Source organism: Cupriavidus necator A5-1 (genome assembly GCF_000744095.1).
In the GTDB taxonomy this organism is placed as follows: domain Bacteria; phylum Pseudomonadota; class Gammaproteobacteria; order Burkholderiales; family Burkholderiaceae; genus Cupriavidus; species Cupriavidus necator_A.
Genome location: NZ_JQLI01000008.1, coordinates 4,119,744 through 4,138,262, shown reverse-complemented (window position 1 = coordinate 4,138,262; position 18,519 = coordinate 4,119,744). Strand labels below are relative to the sequence as shown.

Sequence of the window (18,519 nt, the reverse complement as noted above, 5' to 3'; positions counted from 1 at the left end):
GGAGCCCCGTAAGCCCGAAAAGGAATCGCCAAGAATGAAGCGACTGGACATGGGGCGCCGCAAGGTGCTCGCGGCAATGCTGGCGGTGCCGGCAATGGGCCTGCTGGGCGGCTGCGGCTTCCACATGCGCGGCAACGCGGATTTCGCGTTCAAGCGGCTCTATATCGGGATTCCGCCCAATTCGCTGATGGGCGCAGACCTGCGTCGCGCCATCCGCGGCGGGTCCGACACCCAGGTGGTGGCCGACCAGAAAGAAGCCGACGCGCTGCTGGACGTGCTGCAGGACACGCGTACCAAGTCGATCCTGTCGATCACCACCGAGGGCGTGGTGCGCGAATATCGCCTGACCCAGCGCTTCACCTTCCGCCTGCGCGACCCCGCCGGCAAGGAACTGATCCCGCCCTCGCAGCTGGTGCTGACGCGCGACCTGACCTACAACGAAGCCAACACGCTGGCCAAGGACTACGAAGAGCAGCAGCTGTACCGCGACATGCAGCGCGATATCGTGCAGCAGCTGATGCGCCGGCTGGCCGCAGTCAAGGCCATCTGACCAAGGCATGCAACTCAAGCTCGACGGGCTCGACGCACACCTGAAGCAGGCCAAGGCCAAGGGCTTGGCGCCGCTGTACGTGGTGCACGGCGACGAGCACCTGCTGGTGCTGGAAGCCGTCGACCGCCTGCGCGCCACGGCGCGCGAAGCCGGCTTTTCCGAGCGCGAGGTGCTGGCGGCCGAGCGCGGCTTCCACTGGGGCCAGCTGGTCGAGGCGCAGCAGTCGATGTCGCTGTTCGGCGACCGCAAGATCGTTGAACTGCGCATCCCCTCGGGCAAGCCCGGCAAGGACGGCGGCGAGGCGCTGCGCGCCGTCGCCGCGCAGCCGTCGCCCGACGTGGTGCTGATCGTCACGCTGCCGCGCCTGGATTTCGCCACTTCCAAATCCGCCTGGTTCCAGGCGCTGGAGGGCGCCGGCGTGTCGATCAAGGTCGACACGGTGGACCGCACGCGGCTGCCGGCCTGGGTCGGCGAGCGCCTGGCACTGCAGCAGCAGCGCGTGGAGGGCGGCGAGCCTGGCCGGCGTGCGCTGCAGTTTATCGCCGACAAGGTCGAGGGCAACCTGCTGGCGGCGCACCAGGAGATCCAGAAGCTCGGCCTGCTGTACCCGCCCGGCGAACTGAGCTACGACCAGGTCCACGACGCGGTGCTGAACGTGGCCCGCTACGACGTCTTCAAGCTGTCCGAGGCGATGCTCTCGGGCGATGTGCCGCGCCTGGTGCGCATGCTCGAAGGGCTGCGCGGCGAGGGCGAGGCCACGGTGCTGGTGCTGTGGGCGCTGACCGAGGAAATTCGCGTATTATCCAAGGTCCGGCAAGGCCTCGCGGCCGGCAAGCCGGCGGGCGTGCTGATGCGCGAGCTGCGCGTCTGGGGCCCGCGCGAGCGGCTGGTGCCACAGGCCGCGCAGCGGCTGTCCCAGCCACGGCTGGAAGCGGCGCTGGCCATGGCCGCGCGGCTGGACCGGCAGGTCAAGGGCCTGTCAGACCTGCCGCCACCGGGCAGCGCGGCGCTGCCGGCCGAGCCATGGGACGGCCTGCAGCAGCTTGCCCTGATGATCGCGCGCTGAATCGCCAGCGCGGGGTTTGCTCCCCTCACACTGACGGCCACCCTCCCGGGGCCACGAACATGAACGAGCTCGACCTCAACCAATACATGGACCGCGTCGGCCGCCAGGCCCGCGCGGCGTCGCGCGCGATGGCGCGTGCCTCCACGGCCGACAAGAACCGTGCGCTGCTGACCATCGCCGCGGCCATCCGCCGCGATGCCGACAAGCTCAAGGCGGTCAACGCGCGTGACGTTGAACGCGCCCGCGCCAACGGCCAGGACGCCGCCTTCGTCGACCGCCTGACGCTGTCGGACAAGGCTATCGCCACCATGGCCGCGGGCCTGGAGCAGATCGCCGCGCTGGCCGACCCGATCGGCGAGATCTCGAACATGAAGTTCCGCCCGACCGGCATCCAGGTCGGCCAGATGCGCGTGCCGCTGGGCGTGATCGGCATCATCTACGAGTCGCGCCCGAACGTGACCATTGACGCGGCGGCGCTGTGCCTGAAGTCGGGCAACGCCACCGTCCTGCGCGGCGGCTCCGAGGCGATCGAGTCGAACACCGCGCTGGCCGCGCTGGTGGCCGAGGGCCTGGCCGAAGCCGGCCTGCCGTCCGAGGCCGTGCAGGTGATCGAGACCACCGACCGCGCCGCGGTGGGCCGTCTCATCACCATGACCGAATACGTCGACGTGATCGTGCCGCGCGGCGGCAAGAGCCTGATCGCGCGCCTGATGGAAGAAGCGCGCGTGCCGATGATCAAGCACCTGGATGGCATCTGCCACGTCTATATCGACGCCGATGCCGACCTGGAAAAGGCCGTGCGCGTCTGCGACAACGCCAAGACCCAGCGCTATGCGCCGTGCAACACCATGGAGACGCTGCTGGTGTCGCAGGACATCGCCGCCGCCGCGCTGCCGCCGCTGTGCCGCATCTACCAGGAGAAGGGCGTCGAGCTGCGCGTGTGTCCGGCCACCCGCGCCACGCTGGAAGCCGCGGGCTTCACCGGCCTGGTCGATGCCGCAGAAGAAGACTGGCGCCTGGAATACCTGGCGCCGATCCTCGCCATCAAGACCGTGGCGGGACTGGACGAGGCCATCTCCCATATCAACGAATACGGCTCAAACCATACCGATTCGATCATTACCGAGAACTACTCGACGGGCATGCGCTTCATTCGCGAAGTGGATTCCGCCAGCGTGATGATCAATGCCTCGACGCGTTTTGCCGATGGCTTCGAGTATGGCCTGGGCGCGGAGATCGGCATCTCCAACGACAAGCTGCATGCGCGCGGCCCGGTCGGGCTGGAGGGGCTGACTTCGCTGAAATACGTGGTGTTCGGGCACGGCGAAATCCGCACCTGACCTGCGTGCGTACCGCGCGCCAACAACAATAACAACCGTTCTCGAACGTCTCCCTCCCGATGCTCTGGGTCAAAGCGCTGCATATCGTCTTCGTCGTTTCATGGTTCGCCGGCCTGTTCTACCTGCCGCGGATCTTCGTCAATCTGGCGATGGAGACCGACGCCGCCTGCACGCAGCGCCTGTTGCTGATGGCGCGCAAGCTGTTCCGCTTCATGACCATGCTGGCGGTGCCGGCGCTGGTGTTCGGGCTGTGGCTGTACCTGGGCTACGGCATCGGCCGCGGCGCCGGGCAGGGGTGGATGCATGCCAAGCTGGCGCTGGTGCTGGTGCTGATCGGCTACCACCACGGCTGCGGCGTGCTGCTGGGCAAGTTCGAGGCGGGGCGCAACACGCGCTCCCACAAGTTTTATCGCTGGTTTAACGAACTGCCGGTGCTGGTGCTGCTGGCGGTGGTCATCCTGGTGGTGGTCAAGCCGTTCTGAGCCTGGCCATCGCCGAATATTGTTGCGAGACTGAGATGAGCAAGCTGGTCGACTACTACCTGACGCCGCAGTCGCCGTTCGTCTACCTGGGCCATGCGCGCTTTACCGCCATCGCCGAGCGCCACGGCGCGCAGGTGAACCTGAAGCCGTGCGACCTGGGCAAGGTGTTTTCCGTGTCCGGCGGCGTGCCGCTGGCGCAGCGCCCGCCGCAGCGCCAGGCCTACCGGCTGGTGGAACTGGCGCGCTGGAGCGAATTCCTCGGTGTGCCGCTGCACCCGCAGCCGACCTTCTTCCCGGTGTCGGGCGACGCGGCCAGCAAGCTGATCATCGCGGCGCAGCTCGCGCACGGCACCGCGCGTGCGATGCAACTGACCGGCGCCATCGGCGCGGCGGTGTGGGCGCAGCAGCGCAATATTGCCGACGCCGCCACGCTGGCGCAGATTGCCGATGAAACGGACCTGGACGGCGCCAGCCTGCTCAAGGCCAGCGAAGCGCAGTCGGTGCAGGCCGCCTATGCGCAAAACACGCAGGATGCGATCTCGGCTGGCGTCTTCGGTGCGCCGTGGTATGTGCATGACAGCCAGCCCTACTGGGGCCAGGACCGGCTCGACTTCCTCGACCGCGCGCTGGCGGCCGCTTGAACTAAGCTATCGGATATGTCCCGTCCGCTACGGCGGACGTTTTTGTTTGCAGGAAACCCACACATGACCCAAGCCTTCTTTGCCCCTTGCCCGCGCGGCCTGGAGAGCGCGCTCGCCGAAGAACTGCGCGAGATTGCCGCCCGGCCCGGCATGGCCGCGCTGGCGCCGTTCACGGTGCACCAGGAAGTGCCCGGCGGGGTCAACTTCTCGGGCGAGATGGCCGCCGCCTATGCGGTCAACCTGCATTCGCGCATCGCCAGCCGCGTGCTGATGCGGGTGGCCGCGCGCGGCTACCGGCATGAGGACGACATCTATACGCTGGCGTGCGGCGTGCGCTGGGAGCAGTGGTTCTCGCCGGATGAGTCGCTGCGCGTGGATATCACCTCGCACAAGTCGCCGCTGCGCAGCCTGAATTTCACCGCGCTACGGGTCAAGGATGGCGTCTGCGACGCCATGCGCGAACGCCTGGGCGCGCGCCCGAGCGTCGACACCGCCAGCCCGGATGTGCGCATCTATGCCCACCTGACCGAGCGCGACTGCACGCTGTACCTGGACACCACCGGCGAGCCGCTGTTCAAGCGCGGCTGGCGTACCGAGAAGGGCGAGGCGCCGCTGAAGGAAAACCTGGCTGCGGGCATCCTGCGCCTGGCGGGCTGGGTGCCGGGCCAGACCTTCCGGCCGTTCTACGACCCGATGTGCGGCAGCGGCACGTTCCTGATCGAAGCCGCGCAGGTGGCGCTGGGCATCGCGCCGGGAGGCAGCCGCAGCTTTGCCTTCGAATGGCTCAAGGGCGTCGACACCAAGGCCTGGCAGAAGCTGAAGACCGACGCGCAGCGCGCACGCATGCTGGCTTCGGCCGATGAGCTGCAGGTGGTCGGCTCGGACATCTCCACCGACATGCTGGCGATCACGCGCGCCAACTGGGAACGCGCCGGCCTGCCGGGCGAGGCGCGCACCAAGCAGGTCGACGCGCGCTTTATCCAGCCGCCTTACGAAGAGCCGGGTTTGCTGCTGATGAACCCGCCGTACGGGGAACGGATCGCGGTGCGCGGGCAGCGCCGAACGCCGGAGGAAGAGGCGCCGCGCGACGAGGTGGAAGAGGCCGCCGCGAACCAGTTCGCCAGCGCCTTCGCCACCACGCTCAAGCAGCATTTCGCGGGCTGGCAGGCGTGGGTCTTTACCGGCGACCTGAATTTCCCGCGCCGGCTGCGGCTCAAGGAATCGCGCCGCACGCCGCTGTACAACGGCAATATCGAATGCCGGCTGTTCCGCTTCGACATGGTGCGCGGCGCCAACCGGCCGCCGCAGGCGGACTGAGCGGCGCGGCCGCTGTCAGGGGCGCTTGCGCCCCGTCATCGCCTCAGGGTTGCGCGCCAGGTCGGCCAGGAAGCCCTGCAGGCTGACCACCGGCTCCTGCAGCAGGTGGCGCGGCAGGTCGAACAGGGCGTAGAAGAATTCTTCGTTGCCTTCGCAATTCTCGGCCGGCAGGCAGTATTGCTCCCAGTCGATGCATGCCGGCGTGTACATGCCGTTGCCCGGCCAGAAAAACGGCACCAGCCGGCCTTCGCGCAGGCCTTCGATCAGCGCGGCCGGGGCGTCGTAGGCCTCGGCCGATTCCACCTGGGTCATCAGTCCCGCGCGGGTCTCGATCACCATCAGCGTGGCATGCCCCTGTGCGGTCAGCATCAGGATGCCGGCCGGGTTGGGGTACAGGTAGTACTCGACAAAGCCATAGCGCGCGGTGATCTGGCGCACGCGCTCGGTCATGGCGGGATCTGACAGGAACGAGAACGAATGCCGCGTCAGCAGCTCGCGCAGCGTGCGCGACAGCGTAGCGAAGTACGCATGTTGCATTGCATCGATTTCCTGGTCCAGCCGCTCCACCATATTGCTGTCGTGCTTCTTCACGTAGCGGTCGATCAGCCCGTGGTTGAAGCCCTGCACGGCGATGCTCTCGTCCGCGGTGCCGGTCAGCAGAATGGTCTTGCACGGCAGGTCCTGCAGCGCCTGGCAGAACTCCAGCCCGTCCATCTGCGGCATCGAATAGTCGACCACGATCACGCCCGGCTGCAAAAAGCGGTTGACGTCGTGGATCTGGCGGTAGATGCGGTCGATGTCGAGCTGTACCGTGCGGCGCTCGGTCAGGAAGGTCAGGTCGTCGTGCGTGACGCGCACCGGCAGGAAGGCCGGGAAGCGGGTCGCATAGGCCTCGCGGATCCACTGCAGCGCTTCGCGCGGATCCGTGAAAGTGATGACCGCACGCGAGGCATCCATCTGGAACGCCAGGCTGTCGATGAACGATTTGCTGTCATCGACGAGGACGGTCAGCACCGGGTGATGGAAGACCGACAGATTCCTGTCGTGCGGGTTGAAGGTCATGGTGCGTTGGCCTCGGGGCCGGCGGGCAGGGTTCGGCGCAATCGGCAAGCCAGGGTGCGCATTCGGAGGCCAGTATAGCGCGCCGTGGCGGCCTTGCAAGGCACGGCGCCGCAGGCGGCCGGGGAGGCTCCCGGCGCCCGCGGGCAGGGCAGTCTTAGTCGACCGCCTTGAACATGTCTTCGACCACCTTCTTGGCGTCGCCGAACACCATCATGGTCTTGTCCATGTAGAACAGCTCGTTGTCCAGCCCGGCGTAGCCGGCGGCCATGGAGCGCTTGTTGACGATGATGGTCTTGGCCTTGTACGCCTCCAGGATCGGCATGCCGGCGATCGGCGACTTGGGATCGTTCTTGGCCGCCGGGTTGACCACGTCGTTGGCGCCCAGCACCAGCACCACGTCGGCCTGGCCGAACTCGCTGTTGATGTCTTCCATCTCGAAGACCTGGTCGTACGGCACCTCGGCCTCGGCCAGCAGCACGTTCATATGGCCCGGCATGCGGCCCGCCACCGGGTGGATCGCGTACTTCACGCTCACGCCCTTTTCCGCCAGCTTCTCGGTCAGTTCCTTGAGCGCGTGTTGGGCGCGCGCAACGGCCAGGCCGTAGCCCGGCACGATGATGACCGTTTCGGCGTTGCCCATCAGGAAGGCGGCATCGTCGGCCGAACCGGACTTCACGTTGCGCTGCGCCTGCGCGCCGGCCGCGCCGGCTGCGGCCACCTCGCCGCCGAAGCCGCCCAGCAGCACGTTGAAGAACGAGCGGTTCATCGCCCGGCACATGATGTACGACAGGATCGCACCGGAGGAGCCCACCAGCGAGCCCGCGATGATCAGCATCGGGTTGTTCAGCGAGAAGCCGATGCCGGCTGCCGCCCAGCCCGAGTACGAGTTCAGCATCGACACCACCACCGGCATGTCGGCGCCGCCGATCGGGATGATGATGGTCACGCCCAGCACGAAGGCGATCGCCAGCATGATCAGGAACGGCAGCCACGCCTGCGACATGAAGAAGATGATGCCGAAGCCGACCATCGCCACCGCCAGCAGCAGGTTCAGCCAGTGCTGGCCGGCAAACACCACCGGCGCGCCCTGAAACAGGCGGAACTTGTAGCGCCCGGCCAGCTTGCCGAAAGCGATCACCGAGCCCGAGAAGGTGATGGCACCGACAAAGCAGCCGATAAACAGCTCGATGCGGTTGCCCAGCGGGATCAGGTGCGAGCCCGCCGGCGCGATGCCGAACGCGGCCGGCTCGGCCACCGCCGCCACGGCGATAAAGACCGCGGCCAGACCGATTAGCGAGTGCATCGCCGCGACCAGTTCCGGCATCTTGGTCATCTGGACCTTCCTGGCCACGTAGGCGCCGATGCCGCCGCCTACCACCAACGCGGCGAAGATCAGCGCGAGGCCCGTGCCCACCGATGACTGGGCCGTGCCGGCCGCCAGGAATTCATTCTTGAGCTTGACGATCAGGACCAGCGTGGTCACCACGGCAATCGCCATGCCGATCATGCCGAAGGCATTGCCCTTGCGCGCCGAAGCCGGGTGCGACAGGCCCTTGAGTGCCTGGATAAAGCAGACCGAGGCCACCAGGTAGAGCAGGGTGACGAGGTTCATGCTGACGAGACCGGTCATCACGCACCCTCCCTGGCCAGCGCCTGCTTGGCCTCAGGGGCCTTGGCCTTCGGTTCCTTCTTCTTGAACATCTCCAGCATGCGCTGGGTGACCAGGAAGCCGCCGAACACGTTGACCGCGGCCAGCGCCACCGCCAGCGTGCCCATCACGCGCCCGACCCCGCCTTCGGTCAGGCCCGCGGCGAGCATGGCGCCGACGATGATGATGGCCGAGATTGCGTTGGTTACCGCCATCAGGGGTGTATGCAGGGCCGGCGTGACCGTCCAGACCACGTGGTAACCCACGTAGATCGCCAGCACGAAGATGATCAGGTTGATCACCGTGTGGTTCACCATCTCCATCGACTTCTCCTCCGTTGCTTTGAATCCGGGATGCCGCGCGTTTTACTGAATTTTTATTGCTGTATTGCGGTCAGGCACGCCAAGGTCCAGTGGCTCTGATCGACCCATTGCGTGCCCCCTCTCCCGCTTGCGGGAGAGGGTTGGGGAGAGGGCGGGCTTGCCCACGAAGTCAGGCCAGTGGTATGCCAGCGCCTGCCCTCTCCCCCGGCCCCTCTCCCGCAGGCGGGAGAGGGGAGCAAAGCCTCAGACCTTCTTGATTTCCTTGATGCCGTTCTTCTCGTTCACCAGGATCACCTTGGGCTTGTACGTGGCGATTTCCTCGTCAGTCATCGGCGCGTAGGTGCAGATGATCAGTTGGTCGCCCAGGTGCGCACGGCGCGCCGCGGCGCCGTTCAGCGAGATCTCGCCGCTGCCGCGTTCGCCCTTGATGATGTAGGTGGAGAAGCGCTCGCCGTTGTTCACGTTGTACAGCTCGATCTTCTCGAACTCCTTCATGTCGGCAGCGTCCAGCAGGTCCTGGTCGATGCCGCACGAACCCTCGTAGTTGAGGTCCGCCTGCGTCACGGTGACGCGGTGGAGCTTGGCGCGGAGCATGATGCGTTGCATGGGTGATACGTCCTTATATGTAAAGCGTAAAGCGTAAAGCGAAAGCTAGCGGGCGCGCCCGGCGCCCCGTGAAATCACGCCGCCTCGCGCACGACCTGGCCGTCCCGGCACATCAGGCAGGCGGTGACGATGTCGTCTTCCAGGTTCAGCGTGAACTGGGCGTCCTTGTCGATGACCAGCTTGAGGAAGTCCAGCACGTTGCGCGCGTACAGCGCCGAGGCGTCCGCCGCGACCATGCTGGCGAGGTTGGTGTGTCCGATCAGCACGACACCGTGGCGCTCGACCACTTCGTCGGCCACCGTCAGCGGGCAATTGCCGCCCTGCGCGGCGGCCAGGTCGACCACCACCGAGCCCGGCTTCATCTGTTGCACGGTCGCTTCCTGCAGCAGCACCGGCGCCTTGCGGCCAGGGATCAGCGCAGTGGTGATGACGATGTCGGCCTGGATCGCGCGCTGGTGGACCAGTTCGGCCTGGCGCTTCATCCAGTCCGGCGGCATCGGGCGCGCATAGCCGCCCACGCCCTGCGCGATCTCGCGCTCTTCGTCGGTGAGGAACGGCACGTCGAGGAACTTGCCGCCGAGCGATTCGATCTGTTCCTTGACGGCGGGGCGCACGTCGGAGGCTTCGATCACGGCGCCCAGGCGCTTGGCGGTGGCGATCGCCTGCAGGCCGGCCACGCCGGCGCCGAGGATCAGCACGCGCGCCGCCTTGACGGTGCCGGCGGCGGTCATCAGCATCGGCATGAAGCGCTGGTAATGGTGCGCTGCCACCAGCACGGCCTTGTAGCCGGCGATGTTGGCCTGCGACGACAGCACGTCCATGCTCTGCGCGCGCGTGGTGCGGGGCGCGGCTTCCAGGGCAAAGGCGGTGATGTTCGCGGCGGACATGCGCGCATTGTTCTCGGCATCGAAGGGATTGAGCATGCCGACCAGCACGGCGCCCGGCTTCATCTGCGCCAGCTCCGCGGCTTCGGGTGCGCGCACCTTGAGCACCAGCTGCGCGCCCAGTGCCTCGGCGGCGGTGCCGATGGTGGCGCCGACCGCCTCATACGCGCCGTCCGGCTGGCTGGCGCGCACGCCAGCGCCGGCCTGGACCACGACCTTGTGGCCTTGGGCGACGTATTTCTTGACGGTCTCCGGGGTGGCGGCGACACGAGTCTCGCCGGCCCGCGTCTCCTGCGGGATGCCGATGTACATCGTCAATTTCTCCTTTAACTGGCGTCGTATCTGGTTGGCCGGGCCGACGTCTGGCCCGTTGCGCGTCGCAATGGGCTCATCCGCAGCGCACAATTTTTTCGCAGCTTACAGGATTCTGACGTTCAATGGTGACCGGCCGGTCGGGTTTTGAGGTTGGCGCCAAACGGGCGTTTCGGCGCCAGTCGGGTGCCTGATGTGGCGCCGGTTGCGGGGTCCGCGGCGCTGCAGGATGGGCCGGCAACCGGTAGAATGCGGGATTGCCTAAAAATTGAGCATCATGTCAAGTGATTGGAATGCCAGTGTGACCGTTGCCGCCGTGATCGAACGCGGTGGCCGTTTCCTGCTGGTGGAAGAGGAAACCGCGGACGGGCTGCGGCTGAACCAGCCCGCCGGCCACCTAGACCCGGGCGAAAGCCTGATCCGCGCCGTCATCCGCGAAACGCTGGAAGAAACCGCGCACACCTTCGAGCCGCGCGCGCTGCTGGGCTGCTATATGGGCCGCTCGCTGTCGTCGCGCACCGGCTCGGACGTGACCTATGTGCGCTTTGCCTTTACCGGCGACCTGGGCTCGCTCGACGCGGGCCGCCAGCTCGATACCGGCATCGTGCGCACGGTGTGGATGAGCGCGGAAGAGCTGCGCGCCTGCCCGGAACGCCACCGTTCGGCGCTGGTGATGGCCTGCGTCGACGACTACCTGGCCGGCAAGCGCTTTGCGCTGGACGCGCTGTACACGCATCCGTCGGTGCTGGAAGCGGGAGCGCAGCCGTGAGCGGGAACGGAAAGCGCGTTGTCGTCGGCATGTCGGGCGGGGTCGACTCGTCGGTCACCGCATGGCTGCTCAAGCAGCAGGGCTACGAGGTCATCGGCCTGTTCATGAAGAACTGGGAAGACGATGACGACAGCGAGTACTGCTCCACGCGCCAGGACTGGCTCGACGTGGTGTCGGTGGCCGACCTGATCGGCGTCGACGTGGAGGCGGTCAACTTCGCCGCCGAGTACAAGGACCGCGTCTTTGCCGATTTCCTGCGCGAATACTCCGCCGGGCGCACGCCCAACCCGGACGTGCTGTGCAATGCCGAGATCAAGTTCAAGGCCTTCCTCGACCATGCGATGTCGCTGGGCGCGGAAACCATCGCCACCGGCCACTATGCGCGCGTGCGCCAGAATGCGGCGGGCAAGTTCGAACTGCTCAAGGCACTGGACCACACCAAGGACCAGAGCTACTTCCTGCACCGGCTGAACCAGGCGCAACTGTCGCGCACGCTGTTCCCGCTGGGCGAGATCCCCAAGACGCGCGTGCGCGAGATCGCTGCCGAAATCGGCCTGCCCAACGCGAAGAAGAAGGACTCCACCGGTATCTGCTTTATCGGCGAACGCCCGTTCCGCGATTTCCTGAACCGCTACCTGCCGACCAGGCCGGGCCCGATGAAGACGCCGGACGGCAAGGTCGTGGGCGAGCATATCGGGCTGGCGTTCTACACGCTGGGCCAGCGCAAGGGCATCGGGCTGGGCGGCAGCCGCGACGGCAATGGCGACGCCTGGTACGTGGCGCGCAAGGATATGGCGAACAATACGCTTTACGTGGTGCAGGGTCACGACCATCCGTGGCTGCTGACGCCGGAGCTGAATGCATCGGACCTGTCGTGGGTGGCCGGCGAGCCGCCGGCGGCGGGTGCGGCGATGGCGGCCAAGACGCGCTATCGCCAGAGCGATGCGGCCTGCACGGTGCGGGCGGTGGAGGGCGATGCGCTGACGCTCGGGTTTGCCGAGGCGCAGTGGGCGGTCACGCCCGGCCAGTCCGCGGTGCTGTACGACGGCGACGTGTGCCTGGGTGGCGGCATCATCCAGTGAGCGCCGGCCGATGCAAGAAAAAAAACACCCGCACGCAGCAGGAGCACGCAGCGGGTGTTTTTTATGGACCGTTGCGCCTCAGCCGCGCGGCGGTTCGGTATCGATGAACGACTGGCGCTTGGACAGCTTTTCTTCCAGCGCCGCCAGGTTTGCATGACGCTCGCGCCAGGCGATCTCGGGGAAGCGGAAGTCCAGGTAGGACAGCGCGCAGCCCACCGCCACATCGGCCAGCGAGTAATGCGTGCCCGTGCAGAAGGGCTTGTCGGCCAGGCCGTTGGCCATCGCCACCAGCGCCGCCTCGATCTTGCCGCGCTGGCGCTGCACCCAGCGCTCGCTGCGCTCTTGCGGCTCGCGCTGGGTCGCCTCCAGGCGCACCAGCAGCGCGGCGTCGAGCAGGCCGTCGGCCAGCGCTTCCCAGCAGCGCACTTCCAGCCGCTCGCGCCCGCCTTGCGGAATCATGCGGCTGACCGGGGTCAGCGTATCGACATACTCGACGATCACGCGCGAATCGAAGATCGCGCCGCCGTCTTCCATGACCAGGCACGGCACCTTGCCGAGCGGGTTGAATTGGCCGATCTTCGTCTCGGGCGACCAGACGTCCTCTTCGATCATCTGGTAGTCGATCTTCTTTTCCGCCATCACCACGCGCACCTTGCGCGCGTAGGGACTGGTTCGGGACGCATACAGCTTCATGTTCTCCCCTTGAGCGTGTTATGAAGTGCATCGTCGCTCCGTGGCAGCGGCGGCGGGGCGCGCCTGCTGGCCCGATGCACTTCATAACAGGCTAATGGAACGGCGAGCGCGAGTATACCCGCGGCGCAAGGCGAATGCGGGCTCGCGCACCGATGCCCCGTGGTGGCACTTGACCGCTGCCCCGGAGTGGGGGCAGGGGTGGTAAAATCCCGCGTTGCGCAGCGTCGGCGGTCCGCTCTGTGCGGCGCATCGGGCGCTTTGCCGATCCCCTTCCGATTCAACGCTGACTGCGCGCCAGCCCCCGCGGCGCGACCCGTACGTCCCCTTTTTCCTCCCTTTCCGTTTCCAGCATGACCTCCTCTTCGCTTTCGCCGCTCACCGCCCTGTCTCCGATCGATGGCCGCTACGCCGCCAAGGCCGACGCGCTGCGCGAATGGCTGTCCGAGGCGGCCTTCATGCGCAACCGCGTCAAGGTCGAGGTGCACTGGCTGATCGCGCTGGCGCAGGCCGGCCTGCCCGACATGCCGAAGTTCTCGGCCGCCTCCGAGGCCGCGCTGCTGGCGCTGGTGGACAAGTTCAGCGAAGCCGATGCCGCCCGCATCAAGGAAATCGAAGCCGTCACCAACCATGACGTCAAGGCCGTCGAGTACTGGCTCAAGGAACAGGTCAAGGGCAACGCCGAGCTGGAAGCCGCCAGCGAGTTCATCCACTTCGCCTGCACCTCGGAAGACATCAACAACACCTCGCACGGCATGATGCTCAAGGGCGCCCGCGAGGCCGTGGTGGTGCCGGCGCTCAAGCGCGTGCACGCCCGCCTGGTCGAGCTGGCCAAACTCAATGCCGCGCAGCCGATGCTGTCGCGCACCCACGGCCAGCCGGCCAGCCCGACCACGCTGGGCAAGGAAATGGCCAACGTGGCCGCGCGCCTGGCGCGCGCGATCCAGCGCATCGAGCAGGTCGAACTGCTGGGCAAGATGAACGGCGCGGTGGGTAACTACAACGCGCACCTGTCGGCCTACCCGACCTTCGACTGGGAAGCGTTCTCGAAGCAGGTGATCGAGACCCGCCTGGGCCTGACCTTAAACCCGTACACCATCCAGATCGAGCCGCACGACTACATGGCCGAGCTGTTCGACGCGGTCGCCCGCGCCAACACCATCCTGCTCGACCTGAACCGCGACGTCTGGGGCTATATCTCGCTGGGCTACTTCAAGCAGAAGACCAAGGCCGGCGAAATCGGCTCGTCGACCATGCCGCACAAGGTCAACCCGATCGACTTCGAAAACTCCGAAGGCAATCTCGGCCTGGCCAACGCGGTGCTGCGCCACCTGTCGGAGAAGCTGCCGGTGTCGCGCTGGCAGCGCGACCTGACCGACTCGACCGTGCTGCGCAATATCGGCGTGGCCTTCGGCTACAGCCTGCTGGCCTACGAGGCCTGCCTGCGCGGCCTGGGCAAGCTGGAAACCAACCCCGAGCGCCTGGACGAAGACCTCGACAACTGCTGGGAAGTGCTGGCCGAGCCGGTGCAGACCGTGATGCGCCGCTTCGGCGTGCCCAACCCGTACGAGCAGCTCAAGGAGCTGACCCGCGGCAAGGGCATCTCGCGCGAAGCGCTGCAGACCTTTATCAACGGCCTGGCGATTCCGGATGACGCCAAGAAGCTGCTGCTGGAGATGACGCCCGCCAGCTATATCGGCAAGGCCGTGGTGCTGGCCGAGCGCATCTGACGCAAGGCCCTGGCCCCGTAGGGCCGCAACCGCAAGCAAAAAGCCATCCGCGAGGATGGCTTTTTGCTTTCCGGGGCCGCCGTGCAGGGCAGTGCAAGCGGCTGCGCTGCGGCTTTGTGCCGCTTGCGGCAGAATGTCACTTCAAAGCATTTGAATAACTTAATGAAGGACTGTCCTGCACCGGCGCACATCCGGCCGCAATAATGCGAGAATCCTAAGCGCATGGGCGGGCTGGCTCCCGCCGGTGCCGTCCCCAAAATTGTGAAAGGCCCGTGACGCGGGCGAGAGGAATCCGATGCGTTCTACCGCCAATGCCCCGACCGGCTACGGTGCCACCGCGATCGCCCTGCACTGGGTTGTCGCGCTGGCCATCTTTGCCGCGTTCGGGCTCGGCCTGTACATGACCGGCATTCCGGGGCTGACGCCGACCAAGCTCAAGCTCTACTCGTGGCACAAGTGGCTGGGCGTGACCATCTTTGCGATCGCCGTGCTGCGCATACTGTGGCGTGCAACGCACCCGGCGCCGGCTGTCGCGCCCGGCACGCCGGCCTGGCAGGCCAAGGCCGCCACCGGCGCGCACCACCTGCTGTACGTGCTGATCCTGGTGGTGCCCATCACCGGCTACCTGTACAGCTCGGCCGCCGGCGTGCCGGTGGTCTACCTGGGCCTGTGGAAGATGCCGGCGCTGCTGGAGAAGAACGACCAACTGAAGGAAGTGCTCAAGTTCGCCCATGTCTGGCTGAACTACCTGATGGCGGCCGTGGTCGTCGTCCATGCGGCGGCGGCGGTCAAGCACCAGTTCATTGACCGTGACGGCACGCTGGGCCGGATGCTGCCTTTCCTGCGCTGATATGCGCTAACCGAACTATCTCCCGTACCGCGGCGCGTTGCGCCGACCCTGACAGGAGTCATCTGAGATGGAACGCACTTCCCGCAGCAATGCCCGCCGCGGCTCGCTGGTCATCGCCGCCGTCCTGGCCGCCACCGGCATCGCCGCCAACCTGGCATGGGCGCAGGTCGACGCCGCCAAGAGCTCGGTCACTGCGGTCGCACGCCAGATCGGCGTACCGATGGAGGGCAAGTTCAAGAAATTCGACGCCGCGGTCAACTTCGACCCGGCCAAGCTGGAGACCTCGTCGGCCAAGGTCGAGATCGATGTAGCAAGCTTTGAGATCGGCGATGCCGAGACCACCAAGGAAGTGAAGGGCAAGGACTGGTTCGATGCCGCGAAGTACCCGAAGGCCGTGTTCCAGTCGACCAGCATCAAGAACGGCACGCCGGGCAGGTACGACGTGGCCGGCAAGCTGACCATCAAGGGCAAGACCGTTGACGTGGTGGTGCCTGCCACCTACCGCCAGGAGGGCTCTGCCCAGGTGTTCGAAGGCGCGCTGCCGATCAAGCGCACCGCGTTCAATATCGGCGACGGCGAGTGGAAGGACACATCCGTGGTGGCCGACGACGTGCAGATCAAGTTCCGCATCGTGATGGCCGCGAAGAAGTAAGAGCAAGGCGGCAGTTGCCGACGTACCCAAGCCCCAACCAACGACGTACCCAACGACGTTTTTAACGACGTACCAACAGACGTTCCGCCCAACCTTTTGTCGGGAGATTCCATGAAACTGCGTTCCCTCGTTGCCGCCGTCGCGGCCATTTCCGCAACCGCCGCCTTCGGCGTGGCTTCGGCCAATACCGTGACGTACAACCTCGATCCGACCCACACCTACCCGAGCTTCGAGGCCGACCACCTGGGCGGCCTGTCGACCTGGCGCGGCAAGTTCGACAAGTCCAGCGGCGTGGTCACGCTGGACCGCGCCGCCAAGGCCGGCAGCGTCGAGGTCAAGATCGACGCGGCTTCGATCGATTTCGGCAACACCAAGCTGAACCAGCACGCCAAGGGCCCGGACATGTTCGACGTGGAGGCCTTCCCCGAGGCCACCTACAAGGGCAAGTTCTCCAAGTTCAAGGGCGACGTGCCGACCGAAGTCGACGGCGTGCTGACGCTGCGCGGCGTGTCCAAGCCGGTCAAGCTGGAGATCCGCGAATTCAAGTGCATCCAGCATCCGATGCTCAAGCGCGAAGCCTGCGGCGCCGATGCCGTGGGTACCTTTAACCGCGCCGACTTCGGCCTGGACTACGGCGTGAAGATGGGCTTCAAGCCCGAAGTGAAGCTCGCCATCCAGGTGGAAGGCGTGCGCGCAGAGTAAGGACAGCAAGCACAGCAGCCCGGTCCGGCAGGACCGCGGCGCTCAATCAGCAGTATGGGGCCGGCATTTACCGGCCTTTTTTGTTTTGTCTGCGGCTTGTCCTCACGATTGTTCCATTTCCCCCGCGCATGAGGGGCGACCAGTGCACTTGGTTGTACGCGGCGCGATTGCCACAGTACAATGGGCCGCGGCAACTCCAAGACGATACGGGATGCCGGCGCCCCCTCCCAAGGCGGGGTGCCGCAGCCCGCCAACAGGCTATAGCGCATTCCTATGAGTATTCGCTGCACGTCCCGATACCGGTAGCCGTCCCCGCGACCCCCTTCGCCCCCTCATGCTGTACCCGGCCGTTCCGCCCTGGCAGTATGGCCTCGCAGCGTTTCTCGGATTTCCCTGGGCAATACCGTGTATTCCAAAACGCAAATCGACCCGGTAGTTAGTTTCCGCAACTCGCAGGGCGAGCAGGTGCGCGGCACGATCATCAATCTCCAGAGAAAGTCTCTGGTGATGGAGATCTACAACCCGTATTCGATCGTGCAGGTCAGCGAGGTGCTGAGCGAGCTCAGCGTCCGCATGGGCGCCAAGAATGCCTACCTCGGCAAGGCCGTGGTGATGAGCCTGGTGAACACCGGCCTGACCGCGGTGGTGTCGCTGACGCTGATCGACGAGTGGCGCGAGCTGTCCGACCTGAACAACGAACCCAAGTCGGTGGGGCGCGAGGCCGAGCTGTTCGTGCAGGACTGGGACGCGCGCTTCAATATCCGGCGCGACTACCAGATCGTGGTCAACGAGATGCGCGCTTTCCTGTCCGAAGTGTCGCGCTGGGTCGAGCAGGTGGACCTGACCGAATCGCTGCCCAAGACCGAAGGCAAGCTGCGCCAGGACGTGTTCTACGAGCTGGCCACGCCGATCATGGGCAAGACCAAGACCTACCTCGACTGGCTCGAGGGCGAGGCCGAGCGCGTCGACCCGGAGATCGCGCCGGTGCACCGCACCTATGCCCAGTCGGCGCTGCACCCGCTCTTGCTGCGCGCGCCGTTCGTGTACCGCACCTTCACCAAGCCGCTCGGCTATGCCGGCGACTACGAGATGGTGAACCAGATCCTGGGCGATCCCCAGCAGGGCCCGACCACCTACTTCCAGATCGTCAACACCGCCTTCCTGAAGGCGGCGGTGGCGACCGCGCACCGTAACCGCATTGACCTGCTGGTCGATTTCCTGACCCGCCAGGCCGAACGTGCGCGTGCCGAGGGCCGGCCGTTCCGCGTGCTCAACGTGGGCTGCGGACCGGCCTTCGAGATCCAGCGCTTCGTGTGCGAGTACCCCAATCCGGAGCTGCTGTCGTTCGAGCTGGTCGACTTCAGCGAAGAGACGCTGGAATACACGCGCAGCTCGATCGAGCGCGCCGCCAGCAGCGCCGGGCGCAAGGTCGCCGTGGAGATGGTGCACCAGTCGGTGCACGAACTGCTCAAGCGGCGCATCTCGCCCGACGATAACAGTGCGCGGGAGTTCGACGCGGTCTACTGCGCGGGCCTGTTCGACTACCTGTCCGACAAGGTGTGCGCGCGGCTGCTGCAGTATTTCGCCTCGCGTTCGCGCCCGGGCGGGCAGATCCTGGTGACCAACGTCCACGCCAACAATCCTGAGAAATTCGGCATGGAACACCTGCTGGAGTGGTACCTGATCTACCGTGACGACCCCGGCATGGCACAGCTGCTGCCCGAGAACTCGCATTCGCACCGCATTTACGAAGATGTCACCGGCGTCAACGTGTTCGCGGAAGCCACCATTGACTGAGGCAGTCCCTGCGGGC

The 18,519-nt window shown here is 66.2% G+C and carries 19 protein-coding genes; 13 read left to right on the top strand and 6 right to left on the bottom strand.

Annotation, left to right across the window (positions count from 1 at the left end; translation table 11 throughout):
- The first annotated feature begins 34 nt into the window (after window positions 1–34).
- From lptE to K307_RS43225, 6 genes are all read left to right on the top strand, one after another.
- Window positions 35–550 (top strand): LPS assembly lipoprotein LptE, encoded by a 516-nt coding sequence (lptE, locus tag K307_RS43250; RefSeq protein ID WP_042887187.1) that lies wholly within the window; start codon window positions 35–37, stop codon window positions 548–550.
- Window positions 551–557: 7 nt separating this feature from the next.
- Window positions 558–1,616: a DNA polymerase III subunit delta gene (holA, locus tag K307_RS43245; protein ID WP_042887185.1), complete on the top strand. Its 1,059-nt coding sequence runs from the start codon at window positions 558–560 to the stop codon at window positions 1,614–1,616.
- A gap of 59 nt (window positions 1,617–1,675) precedes the next feature.
- Window positions 1,676–2,956 carry a glutamate-5-semialdehyde dehydrogenase gene (locus tag K307_RS43240; protein WP_042887184.1) on the top strand — a complete coding sequence of 427 codons (1,281 nt, stop codon included), beginning with the start codon at window positions 1,676–1,678 and terminating at the stop codon, window positions 2,954–2,956.
- Window positions 2,957–3,015: 59 nt separating this feature from the next.
- Entirely contained in the window at window positions 3,016–3,438 is a 423-nt protein-coding gene (locus K307_RS43235) for a CopD family protein (RefSeq protein WP_042887183.1), read from the top strand.
- 35 nt (window positions 3,439–3,473) lie between these two features.
- Entirely contained in the window at window positions 3,474–4,079 is a 606-nt protein-coding gene (locus K307_RS43230; protein WP_042887181.1) for a 2-hydroxychromene-2-carboxylate isomerase, read from the top strand.
- 63 nt (window positions 4,080–4,142) lie between these two features.
- Window positions 4,143–5,396: a THUMP domain-containing class I SAM-dependent RNA methyltransferase gene (locus K307_RS43225; RefSeq protein ID WP_042887180.1), complete on the top strand. Its 1,254-nt coding sequence runs from the start codon at window positions 4,143–4,145 to the stop codon at window positions 5,394–5,396.
- 15 nt (window positions 5,397–5,411) lie between these two features.
- Here K307_RS43225 and K307_RS43220 read toward each other — a convergent pair whose 3' ends face one another.
- The 5 genes from K307_RS43220 to K307_RS43200 all read right to left on the bottom strand — a co-directional run bounded on the left by K307_RS43220 (window position 5,412) and on the right by K307_RS43200 (window position 10,231).
- Window positions 5,412–6,458: a response regulator gene (locus tag K307_RS43220; RefSeq protein ID WP_042887179.1), complete on the bottom strand. Its 1,047-nt coding sequence runs from the start codon at window positions 6,456–6,458 to the stop codon at window positions 5,412–5,414.
- Between the two features lie 154 nt (window positions 6,459–6,612).
- On the bottom strand, window positions 6,613–8,088 hold the full coding sequence (locus K307_RS43215) for an NAD(P)(+) transhydrogenase (Re/Si-specific) subunit beta (protein ID WP_042887178.1): 1,476 nt from the start codon (window positions 8,086–8,088) through the stop codon (window positions 6,613–6,615).
- Window positions 8,088–8,429 carry an NAD(P) transhydrogenase subunit alpha gene (locus K307_RS43210; RefSeq protein ID WP_022536554.1) on the bottom strand — a complete coding sequence of 114 codons (342 nt, stop codon included), beginning with the start codon at window positions 8,427–8,429 and terminating at the stop codon, window positions 8,088–8,090. Before K307_RS43210 ends, K307_RS43215 begins: the two co-directional genes overlap by 1 nt.
- Before the next feature lie 243 nt (window positions 8,430–8,672).
- Window positions 8,673–9,035, bottom strand: coding sequence for an aspartate 1-decarboxylase (gene panD / locus K307_RS43205; RefSeq protein ID WP_012353832.1), 363 nt, complete (start codon window positions 9,033–9,035; stop codon window positions 8,673–8,675).
- Window positions 9,036–9,109: 74 nt separating this feature from the next.
- Complete coding sequence (locus tag K307_RS43200) at window positions 9,110–10,231, bottom strand: Re/Si-specific NAD(P)(+) transhydrogenase subunit alpha (protein WP_042887177.1); 1,122 nt, start codon at window positions 10,229–10,231, stop codon at window positions 9,110–9,112.
- Between the two features lie 277 nt (window positions 10,232–10,508).
- On the opposite strand from K307_RS43200, the gene K307_RS43195 reads away from it, so the two are divergent.
- Window positions 10,509–11,000, top strand: coding sequence for an NUDIX hydrolase (locus K307_RS43195; RefSeq protein WP_042888127.1), 492 nt, complete (start codon window positions 10,509–10,511; stop codon window positions 10,998–11,000).
- Window positions 10,997–12,082 carry a tRNA 2-thiouridine(34) synthase MnmA gene (gene mnmA / locus K307_RS43190; protein WP_080745414.1) on the top strand — a complete coding sequence of 362 codons (1,086 nt, stop codon included), beginning with the start codon at window positions 10,997–10,999 and terminating at the stop codon, window positions 12,080–12,082. Before K307_RS43195 ends, mnmA begins: the two co-directional genes overlap by 4 nt.
- A gap of 78 nt (window positions 12,083–12,160) precedes the next feature.
- On the opposite strand, the gene K307_RS43185 is transcribed toward mnmA, so the two are convergent.
- The gene (locus K307_RS43185) at window positions 12,161–12,775 is read right to left on the bottom strand and encodes a glutathione S-transferase N-terminal domain-containing protein (RefSeq protein WP_042887173.1); all 615 of its coding nucleotides are present in this window, start codon (window positions 12,773–12,775) and stop codon (window positions 12,161–12,163) included.
- A gap of 350 nt (window positions 12,776–13,125) precedes the next feature.
- Between K307_RS43185 and purB the strand changes: the two genes are divergently transcribed.
- The 5 genes from purB (at window position 13,126) to K307_RS43160 (ending at window position 18,503) form a co-directional block, all read left to right on the top strand.
- Window positions 13,126–14,502 carry an adenylosuccinate lyase gene (gene purB, locus K307_RS43180; protein ID WP_042887172.1) on the top strand — a complete coding sequence of 459 codons (1,377 nt, stop codon included), beginning with the start codon at window positions 13,126–13,128 and terminating at the stop codon, window positions 14,500–14,502.
- Window positions 14,503–14,797: 295 nt separating this feature from the next.
- Window positions 14,798–15,352 (top strand): cytochrome b, encoded by a 555-nt coding sequence (locus tag K307_RS43175; protein ID WP_042887171.1) that lies wholly within the window; start codon window positions 14,798–14,800, stop codon window positions 15,350–15,352.
- A 67-nt stretch (window positions 15,353–15,419) separates the two neighbouring features.
- Entirely contained in the window at window positions 15,420–16,004 is a 585-nt protein-coding gene (locus K307_RS43170) for a YceI family protein (protein ID WP_042887170.1), read from the top strand.
- Between the two features lie 111 nt (window positions 16,005–16,115).
- A complete protein-coding gene (locus tag K307_RS43165) occupies window positions 16,116–16,706 on the top strand; it encodes a YceI family protein (protein WP_042887168.1) in 591 nt (196 codons plus the stop codon).
- Between the two features lie 405 nt (window positions 16,707–17,111).
- The gene (locus K307_RS43160; RefSeq protein ID WP_042887167.1) at window positions 17,112–18,503 is read left to right on the top strand and encodes a class I SAM-dependent methyltransferase; all 1,392 of its coding nucleotides are present in this window, start codon (window positions 17,112–17,114) and stop codon (window positions 18,501–18,503) included.
- The last annotated feature ends 16 nt before the right edge of the window (window positions 18,504–18,519 follow it).

Coding starts and splice junctions, on each gene's coding strand:
- lptE (WP_042887187.1), top strand. CDS start 35: ATGAAGCGACTGGACATGGGGCGCCGCAAGGTGCTCGCGGCAATGCTG.
- holA (WP_042887185.1), top strand. CDS start 558: ATGCAACTCAAGCTCGACGGGCTCGACGCACACCTGAAGCAGGCCAAG.
- K307_RS43240 (WP_042887184.1), top strand. CDS start 1,676: ATGAACGAGCTCGACCTCAACCAATACATGGACCGCGTCGGCCGCCAG.
- K307_RS43235 (WP_042887183.1), top strand. CDS start 3,016: ATGCTCTGGGTCAAAGCGCTGCATATCGTCTTCGTCGTTTCATGGTTC.
- K307_RS43230 (WP_042887181.1), top strand. CDS start 3,474: ATGAGCAAGCTGGTCGACTACTACCTGACGCCGCAGTCGCCGTTCGTC.
- K307_RS43225 (WP_042887180.1), top strand. CDS start 4,143: ATGACCCAAGCCTTCTTTGCCCCTTGCCCGCGCGGCCTGGAGAGCGCG.
- K307_RS43220 (WP_042887179.1), bottom strand. CDS start 6,458: ATGACCTTCAACCCGCACGACAGGAATCTGTCGGTCTTCCATCACCCG.
- K307_RS43215 (WP_042887178.1), bottom strand. CDS start 8,088: ATGACCGGTCTCGTCAGCATGAACCTCGTCACCCTGCTCTACCTGGTG.
- K307_RS43210 (WP_022536554.1), bottom strand. CDS start 8,429: ATGGAGATGGTGAACCACACGGTGATCAACCTGATCATCTTCGTGCTG.
- panD (WP_012353832.1), bottom strand. CDS start 9,035: ATGCAACGCATCATGCTCCGCGCCAAGCTCCACCGCGTCACCGTGACG.
- K307_RS43200 (WP_042887177.1), bottom strand. CDS start 10,231: ATGTACATCGGCATCCCGCAGGAGACGCGGGCCGGCGAGACTCGTGTC.
- K307_RS43195 (WP_042888127.1), top strand. CDS start 10,509: ATGTCAAGTGATTGGAATGCCAGTGTGACCGTTGCCGCCGTGATCGAA.
- K307_RS43185 (WP_042887173.1), bottom strand. CDS start 12,775: ATGAAGCTGTATGCGTCCCGAACCAGTCCCTACGCGCGCAAGGTGCGC.
- purB (WP_042887172.1), top strand. CDS start 13,126: ATGACCTCCTCTTCGCTTTCGCCGCTCACCGCCCTGTCTCCGATCGAT.
- K307_RS43175 (WP_042887171.1), top strand. CDS start 14,798: ATGCGTTCTACCGCCAATGCCCCGACCGGCTACGGTGCCACCGCGATC.
- K307_RS43170 (WP_042887170.1), top strand. CDS start 15,420: ATGGAACGCACTTCCCGCAGCAATGCCCGCCGCGGCTCGCTGGTCATC.
- K307_RS43165 (WP_042887168.1), top strand. CDS start 16,116: ATGAAACTGCGTTCCCTCGTTGCCGCCGTCGCGGCCATTTCCGCAACC.